At 49.2% G+C, this 23,950-nt stretch carries 20 protein-coding genes; 11 read left to right on the plus strand and 9 right to left on the minus strand.

Annotated elements, in window-relative coordinates; genetic code table 11:
• Positions 1-19 precede the first annotated feature (19 nt).
• Positions 20-3,202 carry a TonB-dependent receptor gene (locus D7V92_RS05390; RefSeq protein ID WP_005863087.1) on the minus strand — a complete coding sequence of 1,061 codons (3,183 nt, stop codon included), beginning with the start codon at positions 3,200-3,202 and terminating at the stop codon, positions 20-22.
• 165 nt (positions 3,203-3,367) lie between these two features.
• A complete protein-coding gene (locus tag D7V92_RS05395; protein ID WP_005863089.1) occupies positions 3,368-4,387 on the minus strand; it encodes a FecR family protein in 1,020 nt (339 codons plus the stop codon).
• Positions 4,388-4,547: 160 nt separating this feature from the next.
• Here D7V92_RS05395 and D7V92_RS05400 point away from each other — a divergent pair, with 160 nt between their 5' ends.
• The 3 genes from D7V92_RS05400 (at position 4,548) to D7V92_RS05410 (ending at position 6,316) form a co-directional block, all read left to right on the plus strand.
• Entirely contained in the window at positions 4,548-4,916 is a 369-nt protein-coding gene (locus D7V92_RS05400) for a DUF488 domain-containing protein (RefSeq protein ID WP_121772484.1), read from the plus strand.
• A gap of 14 nt (positions 4,917-4,930) precedes the next feature.
• Positions 4,931-5,677 carry a 2,3-diphosphoglycerate-dependent phosphoglycerate mutase gene (gene gpmA / locus D7V92_RS05405; RefSeq protein ID WP_048928687.1) on the plus strand — a complete coding sequence of 249 codons (747 nt, stop codon included), beginning with the start codon at positions 4,931-4,933 and terminating at the stop codon, positions 5,675-5,677.
• 66 nt (positions 5,678-5,743) lie between these two features.
• The gene (locus D7V92_RS05410; RefSeq protein ID WP_121772451.1) at positions 5,744-6,316 is read left to right on the plus strand and encodes an RNA polymerase sigma-70 factor; all 573 of its coding nucleotides are present in this window, start codon (positions 5,744-5,746) and stop codon (positions 6,314-6,316) included.
• Positions 6,317-6,366: 50 nt separating this feature from the next.
• On the opposite strand, the gene D7V92_RS05415 is transcribed toward D7V92_RS05410, so the two are convergent.
• Together D7V92_RS05415 and D7V92_RS05420 are read right to left on the minus strand one after the other, a co-directional pair.
• Positions 6,367-7,302: a sugar phosphate isomerase/epimerase gene (locus tag D7V92_RS05415; RefSeq protein ID WP_121772452.1), complete on the minus strand. Its 936-nt coding sequence runs from the start codon at positions 7,300-7,302 to the stop codon at positions 6,367-6,369.
• A gap of 118 nt (positions 7,303-7,420) precedes the next feature.
• The gene (locus D7V92_RS05420; protein ID WP_057318876.1) at positions 7,421-8,854 is read right to left on the minus strand and encodes an aspartate ammonia-lyase; all 1,434 of its coding nucleotides are present in this window, start codon (positions 8,852-8,854) and stop codon (positions 7,421-7,423) included.
• A gap of 451 nt (positions 8,855-9,305) precedes the next feature.
• Between D7V92_RS05420 and trpB the strand changes: the two genes are divergently transcribed.
• The 8 genes from trpB to D7V92_RS05465 all read left to right on the plus strand — a co-directional run bounded on the left by trpB (position 9,306) and on the right by D7V92_RS05465 (position 17,201).
• Positions 9,306-10,490, plus strand: coding sequence for a tryptophan synthase subunit beta (trpB, locus tag D7V92_RS05430; protein WP_008772462.1), 1,185 nt, complete (start codon positions 9,306-9,308; stop codon positions 10,488-10,490).
• Positions 10,487-11,890, plus strand: a complete 1,404-nt coding sequence (locus D7V92_RS05435; RefSeq protein ID WP_005857838.1) for an anthranilate synthase component I family protein — start codon at positions 10,487-10,489, stop codon at positions 11,888-11,890. Before trpB ends, D7V92_RS05435 begins: the two co-directional genes overlap by 4 nt.
• A 122-nt stretch (positions 11,891-12,012) precedes the next feature.
• The gene (locus tag D7V92_RS05440) at positions 12,013-12,579 is read left to right on the plus strand and encodes an aminodeoxychorismate/anthranilate synthase component II (protein ID WP_008772464.1); all 567 of its coding nucleotides are present in this window, start codon (positions 12,013-12,015) and stop codon (positions 12,577-12,579) included.
• 169 nt (positions 12,580-12,748) lie between these two features.
• Positions 12,749-13,744 (plus strand): anthranilate phosphoribosyltransferase, encoded by a 996-nt coding sequence (gene trpD / locus D7V92_RS05445; protein WP_121772453.1) that lies wholly within the window; start codon positions 12,749-12,751, stop codon positions 13,742-13,744.
• A 16-nt stretch (positions 13,745-13,760) separates the two neighbouring features.
• Positions 13,761-14,555, plus strand: coding sequence for an indole-3-glycerol phosphate synthase TrpC (gene trpC / locus D7V92_RS05450; protein ID WP_121772454.1), 795 nt, complete (start codon positions 13,761-13,763; stop codon positions 14,553-14,555).
• Positions 14,552-15,217: a phosphoribosylanthranilate isomerase gene (locus D7V92_RS05455; protein WP_022192171.1), complete on the plus strand. Its 666-nt coding sequence runs from the start codon at positions 14,552-14,554 to the stop codon at positions 15,215-15,217. Before trpC ends, D7V92_RS05455 begins: the two co-directional genes overlap by 4 nt.
• 25 nt (positions 15,218-15,242) lie before the next feature.
• Positions 15,243-16,016 carry a tryptophan synthase subunit alpha gene (gene trpA, locus D7V92_RS05460; RefSeq protein ID WP_008779670.1) on the plus strand — a complete coding sequence of 258 codons (774 nt, stop codon included), beginning with the start codon at positions 15,243-15,245 and terminating at the stop codon, positions 16,014-16,016.
• Between the two features lie 42 nt (positions 16,017-16,058).
• Positions 16,059-17,201, plus strand: coding sequence for an iron-containing alcohol dehydrogenase (locus tag D7V92_RS05465; protein WP_121772455.1), 1,143 nt, complete (start codon positions 16,059-16,061; stop codon positions 17,199-17,201).
• 58 nt (positions 17,202-17,259) lie between these two features.
• On the opposite strand, the gene D7V92_RS05470 is transcribed toward D7V92_RS05465, so the two are convergent.
• The 5 genes from D7V92_RS05470 to carB form a co-directional block, all read right to left on the minus strand.
• Positions 17,260-17,838: an LUD domain-containing protein gene (locus tag D7V92_RS05470; RefSeq protein WP_022192174.1), complete on the minus strand. Its 579-nt coding sequence runs from the start codon at positions 17,836-17,838 to the stop codon at positions 17,260-17,262.
• The gene (locus tag D7V92_RS05475; RefSeq protein ID WP_008779667.1) at positions 17,838-19,205 is read right to left on the minus strand and encodes a lactate utilization protein B; all 1,368 of its coding nucleotides are present in this window, start codon (positions 19,203-19,205) and stop codon (positions 17,838-17,840) included. Before D7V92_RS05475 ends, D7V92_RS05470 begins: the two co-directional genes overlap by 1 nt.
• Positions 19,202-19,942, minus strand: coding sequence for a (Fe-S)-binding protein (locus D7V92_RS05480; RefSeq protein WP_121772456.1), 741 nt, complete (start codon positions 19,940-19,942; stop codon positions 19,202-19,204). Before D7V92_RS05480 ends, D7V92_RS05475 begins: the two co-directional genes overlap by 4 nt.
• 61 nt (positions 19,943-20,003) lie before the next feature.
• Positions 20,004-20,585, minus strand: coding sequence for a Crp/Fnr family transcriptional regulator (locus D7V92_RS05485; RefSeq protein ID WP_008772471.1), 582 nt, complete (start codon positions 20,583-20,585; stop codon positions 20,004-20,006).
• Between the two features lie 72 nt (positions 20,586-20,657).
• Positions 20,658-23,885 (minus strand): carbamoyl-phosphate synthase (glutamine-hydrolyzing) large subunit, encoded by a 3,228-nt coding sequence (gene carB / locus D7V92_RS05490; protein WP_008772472.1) that lies wholly within the window; start codon positions 23,883-23,885, stop codon positions 20,658-20,660.
• Positions 23,886-23,950: the final 65 nt, after the last annotated feature.

Genomic DNA, 23,950 nt, shown 5'->3' on the forward strand with positions numbered 1-23,950 from the left:
TTTTTAGATTTATGTTTCATTAAAATGCCAGATTAATATTGAAACCTAAGCTTCTCATAGTAGGCATAGAACCGTACTCGATACCTTGGGCGTTACCAGATGTATAAGCAGCCTCCGGGTCGAATCCCTTTGTCTTACTATAAATCATGAACAAGTTACGAGCCACGAAACTCAAGCGAGCGGAAGTAAATGGAGTCTTCGCCAACATCGTTCTCGGGAAATTATAACCCAAACTCAACTCACGTAAACGGATGTTTGTCGCATCGTACATATAAGCCTCTGTCACATTATTGCTAGAAAGACCATTCCAATAAGCTTGAGCCGTAATACTCTTCGTATTGGGAGTACCATCGGCCAATACCCCCGGAACAACCATACCATCACGACCATCCAACGTCATCTCTAAATTACCGGATGAAGCACCCGCACGGATAGATCCCATATACACATCACCGCCATAACGCATATCGAACATGAAGTTCAACACGAAATTCTTATATGACAAGGTATTGCTCCAACCCATCATCCATTTCGGCTGGTTGTTACCCAACAATACCATATCGTCCGTTCTCAAAGGAACACCATCGGCACCGATAATAATGTTGCCGTTATCATCCCGTTGATAAGCGTAACCGTAAATATCTCCATAGGCTCCACCCTCGTGAGCGACGATCTTCAAGAAACTTACTGATGCATCACTAAGGATCTGCTCTTTCGTATCATCTGTCAATGAAATTACCTTGTTGATATTCTTTGACCAGTTCAACTGAGTATCCCATTGGAAACCACTCTCGGAGATATAAGGAGTAGCGTTAAACGCAACCTCTACACCTTTATTCTCAATATTACCGGCGTTGATCATCTTTTTCTTAAACCCTGTAGCGGAAGGAACATCGATCTTTAAGATCTGGTCTTTGGCGTTCTTCTTATAATACGCTACGTCGACACCAACCCTATTCTCAAACGCCTTCAACTCAAGGCCTAACTCCCAAGAGTTGATCGTCTCATTCTTTAAATTTGGATTTGCCATCCAATCCTCGTTGCTGGCATTAAAAATACCCCCTTTAATATCATAACTGATATTATAATAGTCACGCAACATATAAGCGTCCGTATCATTACCTACCTGAGCCCAAGACGCACGGATCTTACCGAAAGAAAGAATACCCGTGTTATGCCCCATCTTATTCAACATTTGGGTGAAAATCCAGCTAACACCTACCGACGGGTAGAAATAAGAGTCATTGTCTTTCGGAAGTGTTGAAGACCAGTCGTTACGAGCGGTTAAGTCCAAATACAAATAGTCGTCCCAAGACAATGATGCCGTAGCATATAGCGAGTTGATTTGTTTACGGTTGCGAGTATACTCACCACCATGTGTCTTACCGTTGGCGATCGCATGGAAATCGGGAATCACAAACTCACCGGATGATTCCTTGTACCATGTAGAATTACGGTACATCATATTACCACCTACCGTACCTACGATACCAAATCGATCCCAGTTGCCTTTAGCAGTCAATAAGAAATCAGAGTTGATCTCGGTGAATTTCTCCATATTGGCAGTCATGCTACCGTTGTTCTCCCAATACGGGTTACCTGTCGCACGAATCGTCTCATACTGGATGGTGTAATTATCCATACCAGAGCGAAGCTTCAAGCTCAACCAATCCGTAAACGTGAAATCCAAGGCCGCAAATCCGATAAAGCGGTCTTTCTTATCCTTGTTCGTATTGCGGTAAGCGGACCAATACGGGTTATTGGCGTTGGCTCCCGTGTCGATCAGATAACCAGCGGGCTTTCCGTCCGCACGTTTCCAATCATTATCTTTATAGGCGTCATAGTCAGAGAAGCCCACACTTCGGGGCATACTTAAATAGTTAAGGAAGATATTATCCGGGTCGCCCGCTAATTTCACACGGTTGTTCGTATGCTGGCTTACATAATTAACCTTCACGTCGGCCGATAACCATTTAGACAGTTTAGCCGTAGAACGCAAGTTGATAGACGTACGATCCATTCCGCTATTCGGAACAACACCCTTATTATCCAAGCGTGTCACGCCGGCACGGAAAGTGATATCCTCGGAACTCTTGCTCAAATCCACGCTGTTTGTCCAAGTGGTACCAGTGCGCAAGAAGTCCTTATATAAATCATTGTCTCTCGCCGCATACTGGTAAGAACCCATCGCCATATCCTTAGAAGAACCGTCCATAGCGGCACCCCAGCTCGTCGCTTTATTATTATCGAAAGCGCCGTCGATACCTTGTCCGTATACATCTTGGAACTTCGGGGTTTGCATCGGGTTCTCAGCCGTGAAATTCGAGTTGATACTTACGCCCCAACCTTTATTCTGGCTACCTTTCTTAGTCGTGATCATCACGACACCGTTACCTGCACGGCTACCATACAACGCCGCAGCTGCCGGGCCTTTCAATACGGACATACTCTCGATATCATCCGGGGAGATATCAGAGATACCGGAACCTTTATCCACGTTACCGTTACCCCAATAGTCATCCGTACCACCGCTAAAGTTATCGATAGGTACACCGTCCACAACGATCAACGGCTGGTTATTACCAGTAATAGAGTTATTACCACGAATCACGATACGAGAGGAACCACCGACACCGGTACCATTTTGCTTGATCTGCAAACCTGCTACCTTACCAGCCAAAGCGTTGGCCACGTTAGCATCACGGGTTTGCGTCAGGGACTCACCTTTCAATTCAGACATAGAATATCCCAAAGCCTTTTTCTCACGCTTGATACCCAAAGCGGTTACCACGACTTCATCCAAGGCTTGCGTATCATCGACCAATTGAACCTCGATAGAAGGTTGTCCGGTAAAGACGATCTCTTGCGTATTAAAACCGATATAGGAAACTTGTAAAGTCGCATTGTTAGGAACATCCAACTCGAAACGGCCATCCATATCCGTGATGGTACCGTTGGTAGTTCCTTTGACAATTACGTTAGCACCGATAATAGCCTCGCCCGTTTTGTCCGTAACGACACCGACTGCTTTTCGTGTCTGTTGTTGAGCGTTTAAGACTGTGACTTCATGCGTGTTCTCTGCGAAAACCATGGCCGGTACCAAACAGAATGCGCATACCCCCATGTTAATCATTAACGGAATTTTTCGAAAAAGAGAATAACTATTCCCCCTTAAAGCATTTAAGGTTACAATTTTATTCATATTTTTGTAGTGTTACTATTTATAATAAAGTTATTTGTAGCTGCGCCAACAGCTCTTCTTGACTTTTCGTACGGGAGAATACGCCAATATTCTTCCGTATGTTTTTAATCCTTGTTTATTCTTTCTTCATGGGCAGACGTATTTTAGAAGGTTACACATTATTTCTCATTTTGATATTTCCACGACTGAGGTTCCCGATCCACTGTCCTTAACGGTAGGTTTATGTATCGCATACTGGATTCCCGACGCCAATTTCAGGTATTCCAATACTTGAGGCAATTGCTCGTCCTTGAAACGGGCTGTTATTATGGACTTGAGTATCTCGTTATCTTTTACCTCGAATACTACATGATAATGACGTTCCAGCGTTTTCAATACTTTATCCATCGGATGGTTCCTGAAGATAATCTCCCCGTTCTTCCAAGCCGTGTCATATTCGGTATTCACGCCGAACACCTTGATCTTGCCAGCGCCCTTTTGATACTCGGCTTTCTCGTTTGGCTTCAACATCTGTGTCATTCGCTTTCCTCCGGACACGACGTTCAGCTTTACCGATCCCTCTACCAAGGTGGTCTCTATCATACTCTCGTCTTTGTAAGCGGATACATTGAAAGAAGTTCCCAACACCTCTACCGAGTAATCTTTATCCGCTTTCACAATAAAAGGCTTATGGGCATTCTTCGTCACCTCGAAATATCCTTGTCCGGTTAATTCCACCGTACGGGTATCCGCATTGAAGTCCGAAGGATATCTCAATTCGCTATTGGCATTCAGCCAAACCTTAGAACCGTCAGGTAAATCGAACGCCGAAACCACCCCAGGATTCGTGCGTACGGCTAGCGTACGCACGTTCCCTTGACCCTGCTGTATGAACAAATAAGCGGATAAAAGAAAGACTGGAATGAATAACACGGCCGCAGCCCGTTGAATAACACCTAACACTTGTCTTAAAGCTAATCTTTTCTCTTTCTTATGGATTCTTGATTTAAAACGAGACAACGCCTCGTCCGGGTTCACGGTCCGCATGACTTTTAGGCGACTTGCCACTTGAGTCGTAAAATAGACCTGCTCCAACAGTTTCTCGTTTTCTAGAGAGGCGGCCCGCCAGTTTTTCACCTCCGCAGCTTCCTCCTCGGTCAACATCCCATCGATGTATCGGATCAATATGTCTTCGTTTATTTCCATTTTTTCTTGTTTCTATAATTAATACAGTTGAGACAAAAGATGTACTAAACAAAAAAACGATTTTTTTCAAGAAAATTGAATAATGACAAAAATACCGTTCCTAAAGAAAGGCTCAACAATATCCCTCTTTCTACTGTTTTACCACAAAATGAGACTTCTTATGGTAAAGATTCTTTTAAAACGGATTTATGAGGAGCCAAGTGAGGCGGATGGTTATCGCATTCTTCTCGACAGGCTATGGCCCAGAGGACTGAAGAAAGAGGATGCGAAGTTTGACGAATGGAGAAAAGAAATCACTCCATCTAAGGAGTTACGCCAATGGTTCCACGAGGATAAAGACAGGCATTGGGAAGTATTCCAAGGTCGCTACGGGATGGAAATCAAGCAGAACCCGGATTTCATTCCTTTCTTACGAGAGATCGAGAAGCATCCGGTTGTCACTTTCCTCACGGCAGCGAAGGATGTACAACATAGTCATCTACCTATATTAAAAGAAGTCATCGAGGATTTCGAGAAAAACAAATCATAAAAATAAAAAGACCTATGAAAAGTATCGTATTGCTTCGCCACGGCGAAAGTGTATGGAATAAAGAGAACCGGTTCACCGGTTGGACCGATGTGGATTTGACAGAAAAAGGCGTGGCCGAAGCTTATAGGGCCGGCAACCTATTGAAAGAAAAAGGATATGTGTTCAATAAAGCCTATACCTCTTATTTAAAACGGGCCGTCAAAACCTTGAATTGTGTATTGGATCGCATGGACCAAGACTGGATCCCGGTGGAGAAGAGCTGGAGGCTGAACGAGAAACATTACGGATCGCTACAAGGGTTGAACAAGAGCGAGACCGCCCAAAAGTATGGAGACGAGCAGGTCTTGATCTGGCGTCGCAGTTACGATATAGCCCCGCTTCCCCTATCGGAAGGCGACCCTCGTAACCCTCGCTTCGATATCCGCTACAAAGACGTGCCGGATAAAGAGTTGCCCCGTACGGAATCCTTGAAAGATACGGTTGAGCGGATTCTCCCTTATTGGAAAGAGGTTATCTTCCCGACGCTCCGGACCGCCGACCAGATCCTTGTCGCCGCTCACGGAAACAGCTTGCGGGGAATCATCAAATATTTAAAAAACATCTCCGATGAAGAGATCGTTCATCTGAATCTCCCGACAGCCGTTCCATACGTGTTCGAGTTCGATGATGACTTAAAACTCGTGAATGATTATTTCCTTGGCGACCCGGAGGAAATCAAGAAACTCATGGAAGCCGTAGCCAACCAAGGAAAGAAAAAGTAGCGGGATTCATGCCTCTTATCCGGAATTATTCATTAAGTTTGCAACCAAACAAACTTAAACACTATTGTGGACGAGAACGCAGAACGAATTTCACTAGAACTTATCGCAGGAGACGAACAAGCGTTCGACACCGTGTACAAACAATATTACCGGGGATTGTGCGCCTTCGCCTCCCAATATGTAACAGTACCAGAATCAGAGGAGATCGTACAAGACGTGATGATGTGGCTGTGGGAAAACCGAAAATCCCTAGTAGCGGACATGTCCCTGAAATCACTCTTTTTCACGATTGTCCGCAATAAATGCCTCAATACGATCAGCCACATACAGATTAAGCAACAAGTGCACGAGAGATTGTACGCCAAGTTCCAAGAGCAATTCGAGAATCCTGATTTTTATATAGGAGAACTGATGGCCTTGGCCTCCAAGGCCATCCGGGAGCTCCCGGATGAATACCGTAAGGCATTCGAGATGAACCGTTTCGAGGAAATGACCTACAACGAGATCGCCGAGCGGACAGGCGTATCCCCCAAAACAATCGCATACCGCATCTCTCAAGCGCTCAAGATATTACGGACGGAATTAAAGGACTATATCCCTTTATTGGTATGGCTGCTTTACGAACAAACACGCTCATAACGGAGGAAGCATCCTACCGCCATGAGCGTTTTTTTAATGAGTCAAAAGACTTATTTCACGAACGGTGCTTTCAATAAATAATCCACGCAGCCTTTCACGCCCTCAAACTGGGAACGTCCGTCAGGCATACCCTCCAACTCCACGAAATAATCCTTGATTCCATTCGCGTAAGCTTGCCGGAATATATTCTCGAAATTCATCATCCCGGACTCGCCTAGAATAGCACGGTCCTTGATGTGCAATACCTTAATACGGTTCGGATATTTCTTCAACCATTCTATCGGATCTTGTTGTCCCATCACGGCCCAATAAACATCCATCTCGAAAAACACAAGCGAAGGATCAGTATTCTTCAAGAACAACTCATAGATGCAATCTCCTTTCACACGCCTTCCCAGCTTGGCCTCCGTACTACCCGGATTTACCTTGGCGAACTCCATCTCATGGTTGTGATAGCCGAAAGGAATACCGGCCGCTTTCACGATCTTACCCGCCTCGTTAAAAATCTCGCAGACGAAAGCGGTTTCCTCGGTGCTACGGGTACTCGGTTGCCCGGGCTGGATCAAGTACTTCACGCCTAGTTTGGCATGGTCATCAGCCGTCTTCTTCCAATACTCGGAGATCTGGGAGCGATTGGCCTTCGTGTACTCACGTACCGGAGGATTCACGTGGGAACTGGTGATCTTCAATCCGGCATCATCCACCATCTTCTTGAATTCCATCATGTCTACACCGCCGATCTTGCCTTCCTTGTAACCGGCCAATTCCAGATTCGTGTACCCCATTTGCTTGATCTTTTTCAATCCACCGGGTACATCCGCATAAAGTTCCTTGCCTAAAGAATAGATTTGTAAACCAACTGTCTTAGCGGCCATCGTCTCAGTAGTGACAGGTTTAGCCGCATCTGCGCTCCCGACCTTTCCGGCCATCAGGCCACCCAAGGTGAAAAGGGACGCGTTCTTTAAAAAATCTCGTCTATTTATCATGATTATTAGAATTAAGTCAGTCCAAAGATAGAGATTATAATCTAAAAAAAGACCGCATAGGATGGAAAAATCCACCTATACGGTCCACAAATGGTATACATTATATAATAGGACTCGATTAACGGCGAGGCTTGATATCCAACTTCACCGGCTTGATCATATTCTCCGGGCTTAAGATCGTATCCAATTCCTCCTTGGTCAAGATACCATGATCCAGTACCAATTGATAAACGCTAACACCGGTCTCCAACGCCTCCTTCGCTATCTTGGTCGAGTTCTTATAGCCGATTACCGGATTCAAGGCCGTCACCACGCCGATGCTATGATGTACCTCCTCACGGCAACGATCCTCGTTAGCGACAATACCGTCCACGCAACGGGTACGCAAGGTATCGAAACCATTGATCAGCAAATCCACGGACTCGAAGCAGCATTGTGCCATCACCGGCTCCATGGCGTTCAGCTCCATCTGGGCGGCTTCCCCGGCCATGGTCACACATAATTCATTACCCATTACCTTATAAGCGATCTGGTTCATCACCTCCGGGATCACAGGATTCACCTTACCCGGCATGATAGAAGAACCCGGCTGCATAGCAGGCAAGTTAAACTCACCCAAACCGCAACGAGGGCCGCTTGCCAACAAGCGAAGGTCATTACATATCTTATTCATCTTCACGCAAACCCGCTTCATGGCGGAAGCATAGCCTACCAAGCAAGAAGTATCCGAGGTAGCTCCTACCAAATCGGAGGAGAGACGGATATCCCATCCGGTTATCTCACGTAAAGCCGCGATACATTTCTCCGCGTATCCCGGCTCGGCACAAATACCCGTACCGATAGCGGTAGCTCCCATATTAACCACCAAGAAATCGGCGGCGGCCTCATTCAAGTGAGCGATCTCATCCTGCAAGATGCTGGCGAAGCCATTAAAGGTCTGCCCCAACGTCATAGGTACGGCATCCTCCAACTGCGTACGTCCCATCTTGATAATTTGCGAGAACTCCTCTCCTTTCTTACGGAAAGAGGCGATCAATTCCTCCAAATGGGGAAGCAATTGAAGATGCTTAAAATACATACCGATATGGATAGCGGTCGGATATGCGTCGTTCGTGGATTGTGAGCAGTTCACATGGTCGTTCGGTGAGCAGTATTGGTATTCACCCCGCTCATGCCCCATCAGCTCCAAGGCACGGTTGGCGATCACCTCATTCGCGTTCATATTCGTAGTGGTACCCGCTCCGCCTTGGATCATATCCACCGGGAACTGGTCGTGATGTTTACCATCGAGAATCTCCCCACAAGCGGCGATGATAGCGTCTTTTTGCTCTACGGTAAGCAAGCCTAATTCAAAGTTAGCCATGGCAGCCGCCATTTTTGTTATAGCTAATCCTTTAATGAATAAAGGATATTCGCTCAAACGGAATTTACTGATTGAGAAATTCTCGATTCCTCTCAAGGTTTGAACTCCGTATAATGCTTCGGCGGGGATTTCACGAGCGCCGATCAAATCGCTCTCTATGCGAGTTTTTCCAGTTAATTTAGTATCCATATTAGAAATATTAATCGTTTTTTATTGTTTCCGCAAAGGTAGAAACTATTATTTTGAAAGCAAATTATTCTTCGAAATAATAAAAACAAATACCAAAAACGTCAATACACGTCTACACAAGGCTCAATGAATTACAATTTGTCAATAGAGCAGTTTTAATAGACCTTCTGATCTTTTTTATCTCATTCATAAAAAAAGCACGATTTTATTTGCTGTTTGTCAAAGATTCCATATATTTGCTGCCGTAATAACAAAACAGAGTCATGAGAACATTCGTAGTAAATACATATTGGTGGTGGCGCTCCGTACAACTCAAAAGGTCGTAAGGAACGAAGACTCGTATGTATATATAAACACTACATAAAGATATAAAGAGGTCTGTCGCACTTGCGGCAGGCCTCTTTTCTTTTTATAGCAAATTCAAAAGGAAAATAACTAAAATAGATAAAAGATGAAAACGTATCAAGTTGACAAGAATGGTTACTATGGTGAGTTCGGCGGGGCCTATGTTCCCGAGATCCTTCATCAATGCGTGGAAAATTTACAGAATACCTATCTGCAAGTGTTGGAGAGCGATAGCTTCAAGGAAGAGTTCGATCAGTTATTGCGTGATTATGTAGGCCGCCCCTCCCCTCTTTACTTGGCCAAACGGTTGAGTGAGAAATACGGATGCAAGATCTATTTGAAACGGGAAGACTTGAACCATACCGGAGCACATAAGATCAACAATACGATCGGCCAGATCCTCCTAGCCCGCCGCATGGGGAAGACCCGTATCATCGCCGAGACGGGTGCCGGACAGCATGGAGTGGCTACGGCTACGGTATGTGCCTTGATGAATATGGAATGTATCGTTTATATGGGGAAGACAGACGTGGAACGCCAACATGCCAACGTACAGAAGATGGAAATGCTGGGAGCTACCGTCGTGCCCGTGACCTCGGGAAACATGACCTTGAAAGACGCCACGAACGAGGCGATCCGTGACTGGTGCTGTCATCCTTCGGATACGTATTATATTATCGGTTCTACGGTAGGCCCCCATCCTTATCCGGATATGGTAGCCCGGCTGCAATCCGTTATCAGCGAGGAGATCAAGAAGCAACTGCTGGAGAAGGAAGGAAGGGATCACCCGGATTACCTGATCGCCTGCGTAGGCGGGGGAAGTAACGCCGCCGGTACGATCTATCATTTCGTGGACGACGAGCGGGTGAAAATCGTATTGGCCGAGGCCGGCGGCAAGGGCATCCACTCCGGCATGAGCGCCGCCACGATCCAATTGGGTAAAGAGGGCATCATCCACGGGGCACGTACCTTGGTCATGCAGAACGAGGACGGACAGATCGAGGAACCTTATTCTGTTTCCGCCGGCTTGGATTACCCGGGCATCGGCCCGATCCACGCGAACCTCTCCGTAAAGCACCGTGCGCAAATCCTAGCGGTTGATGATGACGAGGCGTTGGAGGCCGCTTTCGAGTTGACCCGTCTGGAAGGAATCATCCCGGCCTTGGAAAGCGCCCATGCCTTGGGAGCCTTGGCCAAGGTAAACTTCAAGCCGGAAGAGGTGGTGGTACTGACTGTCTCGGGCCGTGGCGATAAAGATATGGACACTTACATTAATTATAAATTATCATGAATTATTCTTTCAAAACGATAAGCAAGAAGGTGATGGGCGACCTTCACACTCCCGTAAGCATCTATCTGAAGGTGCGGGATATCTACCCGGAATCGGCCCTGTTGGAAAGCTCAGACTTTCACGGAAACGAGAATAGCCTTTCCTTTATAGCGCTCCGCCCCTTGGCGAGCATCGGTATCAACAACGGGGAATGCACGGCGACCTTCCCCGACGAGACCCGTGAGGTTACCCCGCTCACCGAAGACTATAACGTACCCGAGGCGATGAACGCATTCCTCGGCCGCTTCAAGGTGGAGGGAGCGGACAAGAAAGTCTGCGGATTATTCGGTTACACGGCTTTCGATGCCGTCCGTTATTTCGAGAACATCCCGGTCATGGAAGTTCATCACGAGGAGAACGACGCCCCCGATATGCTATACATATTATATAAGTATATCCTTGTCTTCAATCATTTCAAGAACGAGCTGACCCTAGTGGAGATGCTCCAAGAGGACGAGGCTAGCCGGCTGGAAGAAATCGAGACATTGATAGAGAATCGTAACTTCGCCTCCTACAACTTCCAGACAGCGGGTCCCGAGACCTCCCCGATCACCGGCGAGGAATACAAGGCGATGGTCCGCCAAGGCATCAAGCACTGCCTCAGGGGGGATGTCTTCCAGATCGTATTGAGCCGTCGCTTCGAGCAACCGTTCAAGGGAGACGACTTCAAGGTGTACCGGGCTCTTCGCAGTATCAACCCCTCTCCTTATTTGTTCTATTTCGATTTCGGAGGTTTCCGTATCTTCGGCTCTTCCCCCGAGACGCATTGCAAGGTAACGGGCAGACACGCCAGCATCGACCCGATCGCCGGGACCGCTTTCCGTACCGGTAATATCGAGGTAGACAAGCAGCGTACCGAGGCCCTGCTTGCCGATCCCAAGGAGAACGCCGAGCACGTGATGCTGGTAGACCTCGCCCGCAACGACCTAAGCCGGAACGCCCACGACGTGCAAGTGGATTTCTATAAGGAGGTACAATACTACAGCCACGTCATCCACCTCGTATCCCGTGTGAGCGGCGAGATCAACGCCGATAGCGACCCGGTAAAGACCTACGTCGATACCTTCCCCGCCGGCACGTTGAGCGGAGCCCCCAAAGTACGGGCCATGCAACTGATCACCGACATCGAGCATCATAACCGGGGTGCTTACGGCGGCTGTATCGGCTTTATCGGTCTGGATGGTGATTTGAACCAAGCGATCACGATCCGTACCTTCGTCAGCCGTGGCAACGTACTTTACTATCAGGCGGGAGCCGGGATCGTGGCTAAGAGCAACGATGAGCGTGAATTGCAAGAGGTAAACAATAAGCTGGGAGCCTTGAAGAAGGCGATAGATCTAGCGGAGAAATTAATCAATTGATTATCCGGTTGTAGAGACGGGGCGTGCCCCGTCTCCCACAGTCTGATAGTATTTTAAGTTACCATTTTGAAAGGATGAGACGGGGCACGCCCCGTCTCTACAACAACAACAATACATATAAAATGAAGATATTATTATTTGATAATTACGATTCCTTCACCTACAATTTGCTACATATATTGAAGGAACTGGGTGCGGATGTAGAGGTACACCGCAACGACAAGATCTCCTTGGAAGAGATAGAGCGTTTCGATAAGATCTTACTATCCCCGGGACCGGGCATCCCCGAGGAAGCCGGCATCCTCCTCCCCTTGATCCGCCGGTACGCCCCGACAAAGAGCATCCTAGGTGTCTGCCTAGGCGAGCAGGCCATCGGCGAGGCATTCGGCGCCACATTGATAAACCTTACCGACGTGCATCACGGCGTTTGCTCCGATATACGGATTGTCGCTAAAGATCCTATCTTCGAGGGACTGGAACCGGGTATACGTGTTGGGCGTTATCATTCTTGGGCGGTCTCCAAGGAAAACTTCCCGGATTGTCTGGAAATTACGGCGGTCGATACGGAAGAAGGACAGATCATGGGCTTGCGCCATCGTGAGTACGATGTACGAGGTATCCAATTCCATCCGGAATCCGTGTTGACACCCAAAGGGAAGACAATTATAGAGAACTGGCTGAAACGCTAATTACCTCCTAAGGCACTTATAGTTTCTTCCTAACGAAACATCAGTTTCTCTATGGTGAAACTAATGTTTCTCAAGCAAGAAACAAGAGTTTTCCCCTAGAGAAACAAAAGTTTTTCGATAAAGAAATATCGCAAAACTGCAATATTTTATCATTCAACACATTACAGACATGAAGCAAATATTATACAGATTATTCGAGCACCAATATCTAGGCCGGGAAGAAGCCCGGAATATCCTCCAGAATATAGCGGAGGGACGCTACAACGATTCCCAGATCGCCAGTCTGATCACCGTATTCCTGATGCGCAGTATCTCCGTAGAGGAATTGACCGGATTCCGGGAAGCTTTGCTGGAGATGCGTGTACCGGTAGATTTAAGCGAATACAAACCGATCGATATCGTAGGTACCGGAGGCGACGGGAAAAACACGTTCAACATCAGTACCTGTTCCTGTTTCGTAGTGGCCGGTGCCGGTTACAATGTCGTAAAGCACGGTAACTACGGGGCTACCTCGGTGAGCGGTGCCAGCAACGTGATGGAGCAACACGGCGTAAAATTCACGAACGATATCGATAAGCTACGTACCTCCATGGATACCTGCCATATCGCCTACCTCCACGCCCCCTTGTTCAACCCGGCGCTGAAAGCGGTAGCTCCGGTACGGAAGAGCCTCGGCGTGCGCAGCTTCTTCAATATGCTCGGCCCGCTAGTCAACCCGGTCATGCCTACTTACCAATTGTTAGGCGTATATAACCTCCCGCTACTCCGCCTATATAATTATACGTATCAAGAGAGCGGCACCCGTTTCGCCGTGGTACATAGCTTGGACGGTTACGACGAGATCTCTCTCACGGCCGATTTCAAGGTAGCCATGCCGGAGAAAGAGAAGCTTTATACCCCGGAGATGCTCGGATTCAAACGTTGCACGGAAGCGGCCCTCGACGGCGGCGAGACCCCGGAGGAAGCGGCCCGTATCTTCGACGCCGTATTAGGGAACAGGGCTACCGAGGCCCAAAAGAGCTGCGTGATGGCCAACTCCGCCTTCGCCATCCAAGTGATCTGTCCCGAGAAGAAGATCGAGACGTGTATCGCCGAGGCATGCGAATCATTGGAAAGCGGAAAAGCATTGGCTACATTCCGTAAATTTATATCTTTGAACCATTGATAAAGAAATATATCCTATGAAAAAGGACATCTTACAAGATATTATCGCCAATAAGCGCATCGAGGTAGCCCGGCAGAAACAGGCCGTAAGCTTACAGACCTTATTGGCTTTAGGTAGCGACCGTATGGAGCGTGACACACGTTCCATGCGTGCGGCTTTGGAATCATCCCCCTCCGGTATTATCGCCGAGTTCAAGCGTAAAAGCCCCTCCAAGGGCTGGCTGCATCCGGGAGCGAATATCGCCGACGTGGTTCCCGCTTACGAGGCCGGAGGAGCCTCCGCCTGCTCGATCCTTACGGACGGGGATTTCTTCGGGGGTTCCTTGGGCGACTTGCAAAAGGCCCGCAAGCTGGTGGATCTCCCGTTACTTCGCAAGGACTTCATCATCGATACCTACCAACTCTTCCAAGCCCGGGTGATGGGCGCCGACGCTGTCTTGTTGATCGCCGCCGCCCTTACGGAAGAAGAATGCCGGATACTCGCCGAGACCGCCCATAGCCTGCAATTGGAAGTCTTGCTGGAAGTCCATAGCGAGGACGAGCTCAAATACCTGAACGCAGATATCGATATGCTCGGCGTGAACAACCGCAATCTCGGCACCTTCCATACAGACGTAAACAACTCATTCAAGTTGGTCGATAAGATACGAGGCTTCTCCCCTCTTTTAGTGTCCGAGAGCGGAATCTCCGAGACCGATACCGTACGCCAATTGCGTGAGGCCGGTTTCCGTGGATTCCTGATCGGAGAGACCTTCATGAAAACCGAGAGGCCGGGCGATACCCTAGCCGATTTTATAGGAGGACTGGCATGATCATCAAAGTTTGCGGAATGCGGGAGCCTCAGAATATCCGGGAAGTAGCCGCCCTAGCCATCAACTGGATCGGCTTTATCTTCTACGAACGTTCCAAGCGCTTTGTCGAGCGATGCCCGACGGAGCAGCAGGTAACGGACAGTGAACAATTGTCCCCTAAGAAAGTGGGCGTTTTCGTCAACGCTACCATCGAGTCCATGATGGAGAAAGCCTCCGCCTACAAGCTAGACTATCTCCAACTTCACGGTAACGAATCGCCGGAAGATTGCCACACCTTGCAAAAAAGGGGCTATTCCTTGATCAAGGCTTTCCCCATCGCTACGAAAGAGGACTTCGAAAAAACAAGGGAATATGAGGGCCGGGTGGATTATTTCCTTTTCGATACGAGATGCGAGGGCTATGGAGGCTCAGGCAAACGTTTCGATTGGTCTATCCTAACCGAGTATAAAGGAGAGACTCCCTTCTTGCTCAGCGGAGGCATCCGTCCGGAAAACGCGGAGGCGATCCGGAACTTCCGGCATCCCCGTTTCGCAGGTATCGACCTCAACAGTGGCTTCGAGATTGAGCCGGGATTGAAAGACGTCGACAAACTAAAGAATTTCATCCAACAAATTTTACATCCAGCTGTAGAGACAGGGCGTGCCCCGTCTCCCACCGTCTGATAGTATTTTTAAAATAGAATTCAAAATGAATCGCATCACAAACTTATTCCAGACCCAGAAAGACGGAATACTCTCCGTCTATTTCACCGCCGGTTATCCGAACTTAAACGATACGGCAAGCATCTTAAAAGCCTTACAGGCTAAAGGTATCCACATGGTAGAAGTAGGAATCCCTTTCTCCGACCCGATGGCAGACGGCCCCGTCATCCAAGAGGCCGCCACGCAAGCGTTGCGTAACGGGATGTCACTGCACCTCCTATTCGAGCAATTGAAAGAGATCCGGAGCGAAGTACAGATCCCGATCATCCTAATGGGCTACCTGAATCCCATCATGCAATACGGTTTCGAGAAATTCTGCGCCAGTTGCGTAGAGGCCGGCGTAGACGGAATGATCATCCCCGACCTGCCTTACGCCGATTATATCTCCGATTACAAGGAAATCGCCGATCGCCATGACCTGAAAATGATCATGCTGATCACCCCAGAGACCTCCGAGGAACGAATCCGGCAGATCGATGCCCATACCAGCGGATTTATCTATATGGTATCCAGCGCTGCCACGACCGGAGCCCAACAAGACTTCAACGAGCAGAAGCAGGCCTATTTCCGTCGTATCAACGCCATGAACCTACAGAATCCCCGCTTGGTAGGTTTCGGCATCAGCAATAAAGCCACTTTCGAGGCGGCGACAGCCCATTCTTCCGGTGCCATCATCGGTAGCAAGTTCGTCCAGTTACTAAAGAGCGAAGCTACTCCCGCCGAGGCGGTCGATAAGTTACTGGAAGCCCTAAAACAATAGGAACCCTATTCATGTTTACATATAAAAACAGTAAATAGTCCTATGAATAACTTCACTTTTCACAACCCAACCCGTTTATTATTCGGTAAGGGCATGATTGAGAAACTGAGTACGGCCATCCCGATGGTGCATCGCATCATGATCACTTTTGGAGGAGGTAGCGTAAAGCAAAACGGTGTGTACGACCAAGTGATCAAGGCGCTAAAGGATCGTGACTATATCGAGTTCTGGGGCATCGAGCCTAATCCCACCATCGAGACCTTGCGAGAAGCTATCCAGATAGCGAAAGGCAAGCAGGTGGATTTCCTATTGGCGGTAGGCGGTGGCTCCGTCATAGACGGGACGAAGCTAATCTCCGCCGGCATCCAGTACGACGGCGATCCTTGGGAATTGGTGCAGAAAGGGTATTACTATCATACTGTGCCTATGGGTACCGTACTGACCCTGCCCGCCACAGGTTCCGAGATGAATAGCGGGGCCGTGATCTCCCGGAAAGAGACGCAAGAGAAATTCCCGTTCTACAGCAATTTCCCCGTATTCTCGATCTTGGATCCGGAGACGACCTTCAGTCTGCCCCCGTATCAAGTGGCTTGCGGTATCGCCGATACCTTCGTCCACGTGATGGAGCAATATATGACTACGACCGACCAATCCCGCTTGATGGATCATTGGGCGGAAAGCATCTTAAGCACCTTGGTTGAGATCGCCCCGAAGATTAAGGAAGATCCGAGGAATTACGACCTGATGGCAGATTTCATGCTATCCGCCACGATGGGCTTGAACGGCTTTATCGCTATGGGCGTAACGCAGGACTGGGCTACCCATATGATCGGACACGAGCTAACCGCCCTTCACGGATTGACGCATGGAGCGACCTTAGCGATCGTCTTCCCCGGAACCTTACGCACCCTACGCAAGCAGAAAGAGGGCAAGATCCTGCAATACGGCGAACGGGTATGGGGTATCAATAGTGGAACGACAGAGGAACGGGTAAGCCAAGCCATCGAGAAGACCGAGCAATTTTTCCAAAGCCTCGGTTTATCTACCCGCCTCAGCCAAGAGAAGATCGGCAATACGACAATCACCGAGATCGAGAATCGCTTCAATGAACGAAACGCCGCCTTCGGGGAGGCGAAGAATGTAACGGGTAGCGTGGCACGGGAAATATTGGAGAGCTGTAAATAACGTACAACTTGTAGAGACGGGGCGTGCCCCGTCTCATCCCCTCAAAAGGGTATAGATTTTATCTTAACAGGACTACTACTTGGATCGGGCCATGCGCCCCGAATACCAAGGCTTGTTCAATATCAGCAGTCTTTGAGGGACCGGACATGAAGACTCCGTAATCATAATCCATAGTGGCAGTACGGCGGTAAGCCTCATTCATCGTATGAACCAATTGAGTCTTGTCCAACAAGATCACCAAAGCGTTCGAGATAAAGTACAGACCTTTATAACGTACCTGACGGGGTAACCAGACAGCGGCATTCTCCGCCACGCCGAAACTACCCTCCACCACAGATACGTCCGTCCCGTTCAACTCCCGGGGATCGGTCAGCTCATCCGGGTTAAAGGTAGCGCAAGTAATCTCCTTCAAATTCGAGGCGATACGTTTCGCCTCCGGAAACTCACGGCGGATCACCTCATTCACATCCTCGCCGGGCTTTAACTCGATGGCCTTGCCACCCGCCCCGGCTAACACCTCCGAGAACGTAGCCAACTTATCCGCATAGGTAATCGCCTCCAACGTAAGCTCAGGCATCTCGTGGCGTGCACCCGTATGACGACGGATACTCGCCAATATAGAATCTTTACTACTCATTATCTCACCTTATTATTCTTCCACATATCATTAAACGACTCCTTGGCGAAAGTCGGAAGCTCACGTCCCTTGCCCCAAGCGTTCAAGCCATTGTAGACCATGAAACGGGGCAAATGATTCACTACCGGAGCAAACTTCAACGCCGTATTGAACAATCCCGGACGTTCCATCAGGAACTTCATCCCGAAAGACATCACTTTCTTCTCCTTGCTCGCCTTACCGATCTTATCCAAATCTTGCCGCCAACGGTAAATCTGCTCGCCCAAATCGATCTTTACCGGACAAACGTTCGAGCAAGAAAGACATAAGGAGCAAGCCGATACGTTATCCGAATATTCCTCCGGATTCCTCAGCATACCCAAGTTGATCCCGATCGGTCCCGGAATGAAATACGTATACGAATAGCCACCACTCCTGCGATATACCGGACAGGTATTCATGCACTCGCCACAACGGATGCAATTCAACGTACGAATATGATCCGGTTTCGCCAAGATATCACTACGCCCGTTATCCACGATAATGATATGGAACTCTTGTCCCTCGGACGGACGGCGATAATGGGAAGTATAAGACGTGATGGGTTGCCCCGTACCCGAACGAGCCAGCAAACGAGTGAATACGCCCAATGCCTCCAGATTCGGTACGATCTTCTCCATCCCCATCGTAGCGATATGCACCTTCGGGAAGGAGGTTCCCATATCGGCGTTTCCCTCATTGGTACAAACCACGATCTCGCCCGTAGAGGCGACGGCGAAGTTAGCGCCCGTCATCGCCACGTCGGCATGCAGGAATTTCTCACGCAGATTCTTACGGGCGGCATGCGTCAGGTAGGTAGGGTCGATATTCCCTTTCTCCGTTCCCATCTCACGCTCCATCATCTCGCTGATCTGCTCCCGTTTGATATGGATCGCCGGCATCACGATATGGCTCGGGGCCAAATGCATCAATTGCAAGATACGCTCACCCAAATCGCTCTCCACCACATCGATTCCTTTCGACATCAAGAACTCATTCATATGGCATTCCTCCGTCAGCATCGATTTGCTCTTGATCAGGTTCCGGGCATCATGCTGCCGCAAGATCCGCAAGACGATCTCGTTATGCTCCTCGGCATCTTTCGCCCAGTGCACGATAGCCCCGTTGGCGATCGCGTTTTTCTCGAATTCCTCCAGAAGCGTGTCCAGATGGCTGTTGGAGTAAAGCTTGATCTCCGAGGCCAACTCTCTCAACCGCTCCCACTCGGGAAGCGAATGGCTCATCTTATCCCGTTTGGTACGTACCATCCAAAGCGTATGGTCGTGCCAAGCCTCATTCTCCTTATTCTCTAGGAAACGGGCCGCAGCTATAGCATGTTTCGTACTCATAATCCGGACGCTAATATTTGAACGATGTGAATAGTCTTGATCGGAAGTTTCTCCCGCTTGATAACTCCTTCCATATGCATCAGGCAAGAGCTATCCGCCCCGGTGATATACTCGGCGCCGGTACTCATATGATCCTTTACCTTGTCTTGTCCCATGCAAGTAGAGACCTCAGGCTCCTCGATGGCGAACATACCGCCGAAACCGCAACATTCGTCCACCCGCTTCGGCTCGAACACCTCGATACCTTTCACCAAGGAAAGAAGATCACGTAACTTGGAATAGTACGGGATATTACGCTCGCTGGGTGACGAGAGATGCAACTCACGCACCCCGTGGCAACTATTATGGATACTCACCTTATGCGGGAAAACGGCCGGCAGGGATTCCGGTCTCACCACGTCGTGCAAGAACTCGCAGATATCATAAATCTTCTTGCTGTTCATACAAACGTGATCCCGCTTCTCCAAGATATGGGGATGGTTCTCTTTTACGAAGGCTACGCAACTGGCCGAGGGGCCTACCACGTAGTCATAGTTCTTAAACTGTTCCTCCATCCGGAGGGCCAAGCGAGCCGCCTCATCCTCGAAGCCGGCGTTCGCCATGGGTTGTCCGCAGCAGGTCTGGTCCATCGGATAATCGACATCCACACCCACATGCTTCAACAATTTATACGAGGCGATACCCACTTCGGGATACACCGCGTTAATGTAACATGGGATAAATAATCCTACCTTCATACTAATTATATCTTTATATCCTTATATACGACACCGTATATAATTAACACCTAAAGGCCCATCACAACTGCATATTTGCCCTAACCCGGCTCAACGTCTCGGGAGTCATCAACAAATAAGAAGCGATATGGGACAAAGGGGCACGCTGCACGATCTCAGGGTGTTCTTTCAATAAGCGGGCATAACGTTCATTAGCGGTCTCGAAACGAAGGAAGTCCGCCTTCCGTTGAGACAGGATCAGCGAATTCTCCAACAGGCGGCGATACATGACCTCGATCTCGTAATCCTCGGCGCACAATGCCAATAAAGGATCATGAGGAATGCCATACAGTACCGTATTCTCCAAGGCCTCCACCAACAGATTAGCGGGACGTTGGCGCAAGAAGCTCTCGATACAAATGAAGATGTTGTCCTCGCTGGCGAAATGCTCGGTCAGCTCTTTCTTATTCTTGAAGTAAAACTGGCGAACCATTCCCTTATAGACATAACCGAGTTGCGTACAAACCTCTCCTTCGCTCAAAAACAGGGCGCCTTTTTTCAATTCTGTCCGGATTAAGATAGAGGCCAGTTTCTCAACAGCTTCCTCACTAAGTAGAATCGATTGCGCCGCGATCCTGCGAGCTATAAATATCGCTGTATCCATATTCATGGTTGTTTTTGTTTGTTTCCGCAAACTTACGAAATAAATACCACTTGATTTACGTCAAGTCCCCTTTTATTTATATTCTTGCCAACTCTTGATGCAGATATCATCTACGCTCAAGGTACAGAAGGCTTGGATAAAAGCGCTGGCCAGACGGGCGTTGGTGATTAGCGGGATATTCAGGTCGATGGCGGCACGGCGGATCTTATAGCCGTTGTCAAGCTCGCCGGCGGAAAGGTCACGAGGGATATTCACGACCATATCGATCTGCTTCTCATGAAGCATCTTAAGCGCCTGCGGTTCTCCCTTCTCGCTCGGCCAGTACACCTTCGTACTCGGAATGCCATTCTCCGCCAAGAAACGGTGTGTACCTCCCGTAGCGAATAGATTGTAGCCTTTCGCCGCCAGCATCTTAGCGGCATCCAGCATGGCTACCTTCTGCTTCGGCGTACCGGTGGACAGGAGGATATTCTTCTCCGGAACCCGTTGCCCGACAGCGAGCATACTCGTCAACACCGCCTCGGATACATCGTCGCCCAGACAACCCACCTCGCCCGTGGAAGCCATATCGACCCCTAATACCGGATCGGCTTTCTGCAAGCGATTGAACGAGAATTGAGAGGCCTTGATACCCACGTAATCCAAATCGAACTCATTCTTATTCGGTTTCTCTACCGGCAAGCCCAGCATGACACGGGTAGCCAACTCGATGAAGTTTATCTTCAGCACCTTGCTCACGAACGGGAAAGAACGGCTGGCACGAAGGTTACACTCGATCACCTTGATCTCATTGCCCTTCGCCAGATATTGGATATTGAACGGACCGGAGATATTCAGCTCCTTAGCGATCTGCTTACTGATACGCTTGATACGCCGAACCGTCTCCACATATAATTTCTGGGCCGGGAACTGAATCGTAGCGTCGCCGGAATGAACCCCGGCAAACTCGATATGCTCGCTGATGGCATACATCACGATCTCGCCATGATCGGCCACGGCATCCATCTCCACCTCTTTCGCATGCTCGATGAACTGGCTTACCACCACCGGATGCTTTTGGCTGACGTTGGCGGCCAATTTCAAGAAACGCTCCAACTCCTCTTGATTCGAGCAGACGTTCATGGCGGCGCCACTCAGTACGTAACTCGGGCGAACCAATACGGGGAAGCCTACCTCCGCCACGAAGCCATTGATATCCTCCATGGAAGAAAGTTCTTTCCAGCGGGGTTGATCCACACCGATACGATCCAACATGGCGGAGAACTTCTCACGGTCCTCGGCATTATCGATGCTCTTGGCGGATGTCCCCAAGATATTCACATGCTGCTCGTCCAGACGCATCGCCAAGTTATTCGGGATCTGGCCACCGGTGGAGACGATCACGCCGTGGGGGTTCTCCAGCTCAAGGATATCCATCACACGCTCGAAGGTAAGCTCGTCGAAATAAAGGCGGTCGCACATATCATAGTCGGTAGATACCGTCTCGGGATTGTAGTTGATCATCACGGAACGGTAGCCCTCCTTACGGATCGTATTCAAGGCCTGCACGCCACACCAGTCGAACTCCACCGAACTACCGATGCGGTAAGCGCCGGAACCCAGCACGACAATCGAGCGATGATCGCCCAAATACGTCACGTCGTTTTCCGTACCGCTATACGTCAGGTACAGGTAATTCGTCTGCGCCGGATACTCGGCGGCCAAGGTATCGATCTGTTTCACCACCGGAAGAATGCCATGCTCCTTACGGAACTGACGAACCAACATCATACCCTTCTCCACATCCCCGTCGAGACCGATCGCCCGTGCGATCTGGAAATCAGAGAAACCTTGTATCTTCGCCCGGCGGATCAACTCCGGATTGATGCGCCAACGTTGGATCCCCTTCATATCGAAAGCGTGAAGCTCCTTGGAGGTCTGCATGATTCCATATAGTTTCTGTAGGAACCATCGGTCTATCTTGGTAAGCTCATGAATCTGGTCTACCGTATAACCGGCTCGGAATGCCTTCGAGATAACGAAGATACGGCGGTCGGTAGGCTCATGCAAAGCCTTATCGATATCCTCGATCACCAACTCCTTATTCTCCACGAAACCGTGCATACCCTGCCCGATCATACGCAAGCCCTTCTGGATAGCCTCCTCGAAAGTACGTCCGATCGCCATCACCTCGCCAACCGACTTCATGCTGGAACCCAACTCACGAGCCACGCCGTGGAACTTACCCAAGTCCCAGCGAGGGATCTTACATACCACGTAATCGAGAGCCGGCTCAAAGAAAGCGCTAGTCGTTTTCGTCACGGAGTTTTTCAAGTCGAACAAACCGTAGCCCAAGCCTAATTTAGCGGCCACGAAAGCCAACGGATAACCGGTCGCCTTAGAAGCCAAGGCCGAAGAACGGCTCAAGCGGGCGTTCACCTCGATCACCCGGTAATCCTCACTCTCCGGATCGTAAGCGTATTGCACGTTACACTCGCCCACGATACCGATATGGCGAATGATACGGATCGCCAACTCACGTAATTTATGATAATCCGTATTGCTCAAGGTCTGCGAGGGGGCAATCACGATAGACTCTCCCGTATGGATTCCCAGCGGGTCGAAATTCTCCATGTTACATACCGTGATGCAGTTATCGAAGCGGTCGCGCACCACCTCGTACTCTACCTCTTTCCAGCCCTTCAAGCTTTTCTCCACCAATACTTGCGGAGAGAAAGAGAAAGCCTTCTCTACCAACACGTCCAATTCTTCCTCATTGTCGCAGAAACCGGAACCCAAGCCCCCCAGCGCATAAGCGGCACGGACGATGACCGGATACCCCAGCTCGGCGGCCGCACGGCGAGCGTCAGCGGCGTTCTCCACGGCCTCGCTCTTGATCGTCTTCACGTCGATCTCATCCAGCTTGCGTACGAACAACTCCCGATCCTCGGTATCCATGATAGCCTGCACCGGGGTACCCAATACCTTCACGCCATACTTCTCCAGCACGCCGCTTTGGTAAAGAGCCACGCCACAATTCAACGCCGTCTGCCCGCCGAAAGCGAGCAAGATACCTTCCGGACGTTCCTTCTCGATCACCTTTTCCACAAAAAAAGGAGTAACGGGCAGGAAATAAACCGTGTCCGCGACTCCTTCCGATGTCTGTACCGTAGCGATATTCGGATTGATCAATACCGTTTGAATCCCCTCTTCCTTAATCGCCTTCAGGGCTTGGCTGCCTGAATAATCGAACTCGCCCGCCTCACCAATCTTCAAGGCTCCGGAACCGAGTATCAGGACTTTCTTTATATCTTCTTTCATTGCTTTCTCTTGTTTATTTTGGATTATGAATCTTGACAGCCTCTTGTCAGATGCCTTGACAGCCT

Origin of the sequence: Parabacteroides sp. CH2-D42-20, from assembly GCF_003670185.1 — a bacterium.
Lineage (GTDB): Bacteria > Bacteroidota > Bacteroidia > Bacteroidales > Tannerellaceae > Parabacteroides > Parabacteroides distasonis.

Bases quoted from the DNA above. Each gene is read 5' to 3' on its own strand.
- D7V92_RS05415 (WP_121772452.1), bottom strand. From the start codon at position 7,302: ATGATAAATAGACGAGATTTTTTAAAGAACGCGTCCCTTTTCACCTTG.
- D7V92_RS05395 (WP_005863089.1), bottom strand. From the start codon at position 4,387: ATGGAAATAAACGAAGACATATTGATCCGATACATCGATGGGATGTTG.
- trpA (WP_008779670.1), top strand. From the start codon at position 15,243: ATGAATCGCATCACAAACTTATTCCAGACCCAGAAAGACGGAATACTC.
- D7V92_RS05485 (WP_008772471.1), bottom strand. From the start codon at position 20,585: ATGGATACAGCGATATTTATAGCTCGCAGGATCGCGGCGCAATCGATT.
- D7V92_RS05465 (WP_121772455.1), top strand. From the start codon at position 16,059: ATGAATAACTTCACTTTTCACAACCCAACCCGTTTATTATTCGGTAAG.
- D7V92_RS05475 (WP_008779667.1), bottom strand. From the start codon at position 19,205: ATGAGTACGAAACATGCTATAGCTGCGGCCCGTTTCCTAGAGAATAAG.
- trpD (WP_121772453.1), top strand. From the start codon at position 12,749: ATGAAGCAAATATTATACAGATTATTCGAGCACCAATATCTAGGCCGG.
- D7V92_RS05480 (WP_121772456.1), bottom strand. From the start codon at position 19,942: ATGAAGGTAGGATTATTTATCCCATGTTACATTAACGCGGTGTATCCC.
- gpmA (WP_048928687.1), top strand. From the start codon at position 4,931: ATGAAAAGTATCGTATTGCTTCGCCACGGCGAAAGTGTATGGAATAAA.
- D7V92_RS05435 (WP_005857838.1), top strand. From the start codon at position 10,487: ATGAATTATTCTTTCAAAACGATAAGCAAGAAGGTGATGGGCGACCTT.
- D7V92_RS05470 (WP_022192174.1), bottom strand. From the start codon at position 17,838: ATGAGTAGTAAAGATTCTATATTGGCGAGTATCCGTCGTCATACGGGT.
- trpB (WP_008772462.1), top strand. From the start codon at position 9,306: ATGAAAACGTATCAAGTTGACAAGAATGGTTACTATGGTGAGTTCGGC.
- D7V92_RS05420 (WP_057318876.1), bottom strand. From the start codon at position 8,854: ATGGATACTAAATTAACTGGAAAAACTCGCATAGAGAGCGATTTGATC.
- D7V92_RS05440 (WP_008772464.1), top strand. From the start codon at position 12,013: ATGAAGATATTATTATTTGATAATTACGATTCCTTCACCTACAATTTG.
- D7V92_RS05455 (WP_022192171.1), top strand. From the start codon at position 14,552: ATGATCATCAAAGTTTGCGGAATGCGGGAGCCTCAGAATATCCGGGAA.
- D7V92_RS05400 (WP_121772484.1), top strand. From the start codon at position 4,548: ATGGTAAAGATTCTTTTAAAACGGATTTATGAGGAGCCAAGTGAGGCG.
- D7V92_RS05390 (WP_005863087.1), bottom strand. From the start codon at position 3,202: ATGAATAAAATTGTAACCTTAAATGCTTTAAGGGGGAATAGTTATTCT.
- trpC (WP_121772454.1), top strand. From the start codon at position 13,761: ATGAAAAAGGACATCTTACAAGATATTATCGCCAATAAGCGCATCGAG.
- carB (WP_008772472.1), bottom strand. From the start codon at position 23,885: ATGAAAGAAGATATAAAGAAAGTCCTGATACTCGGTTCCGGAGCCTTG.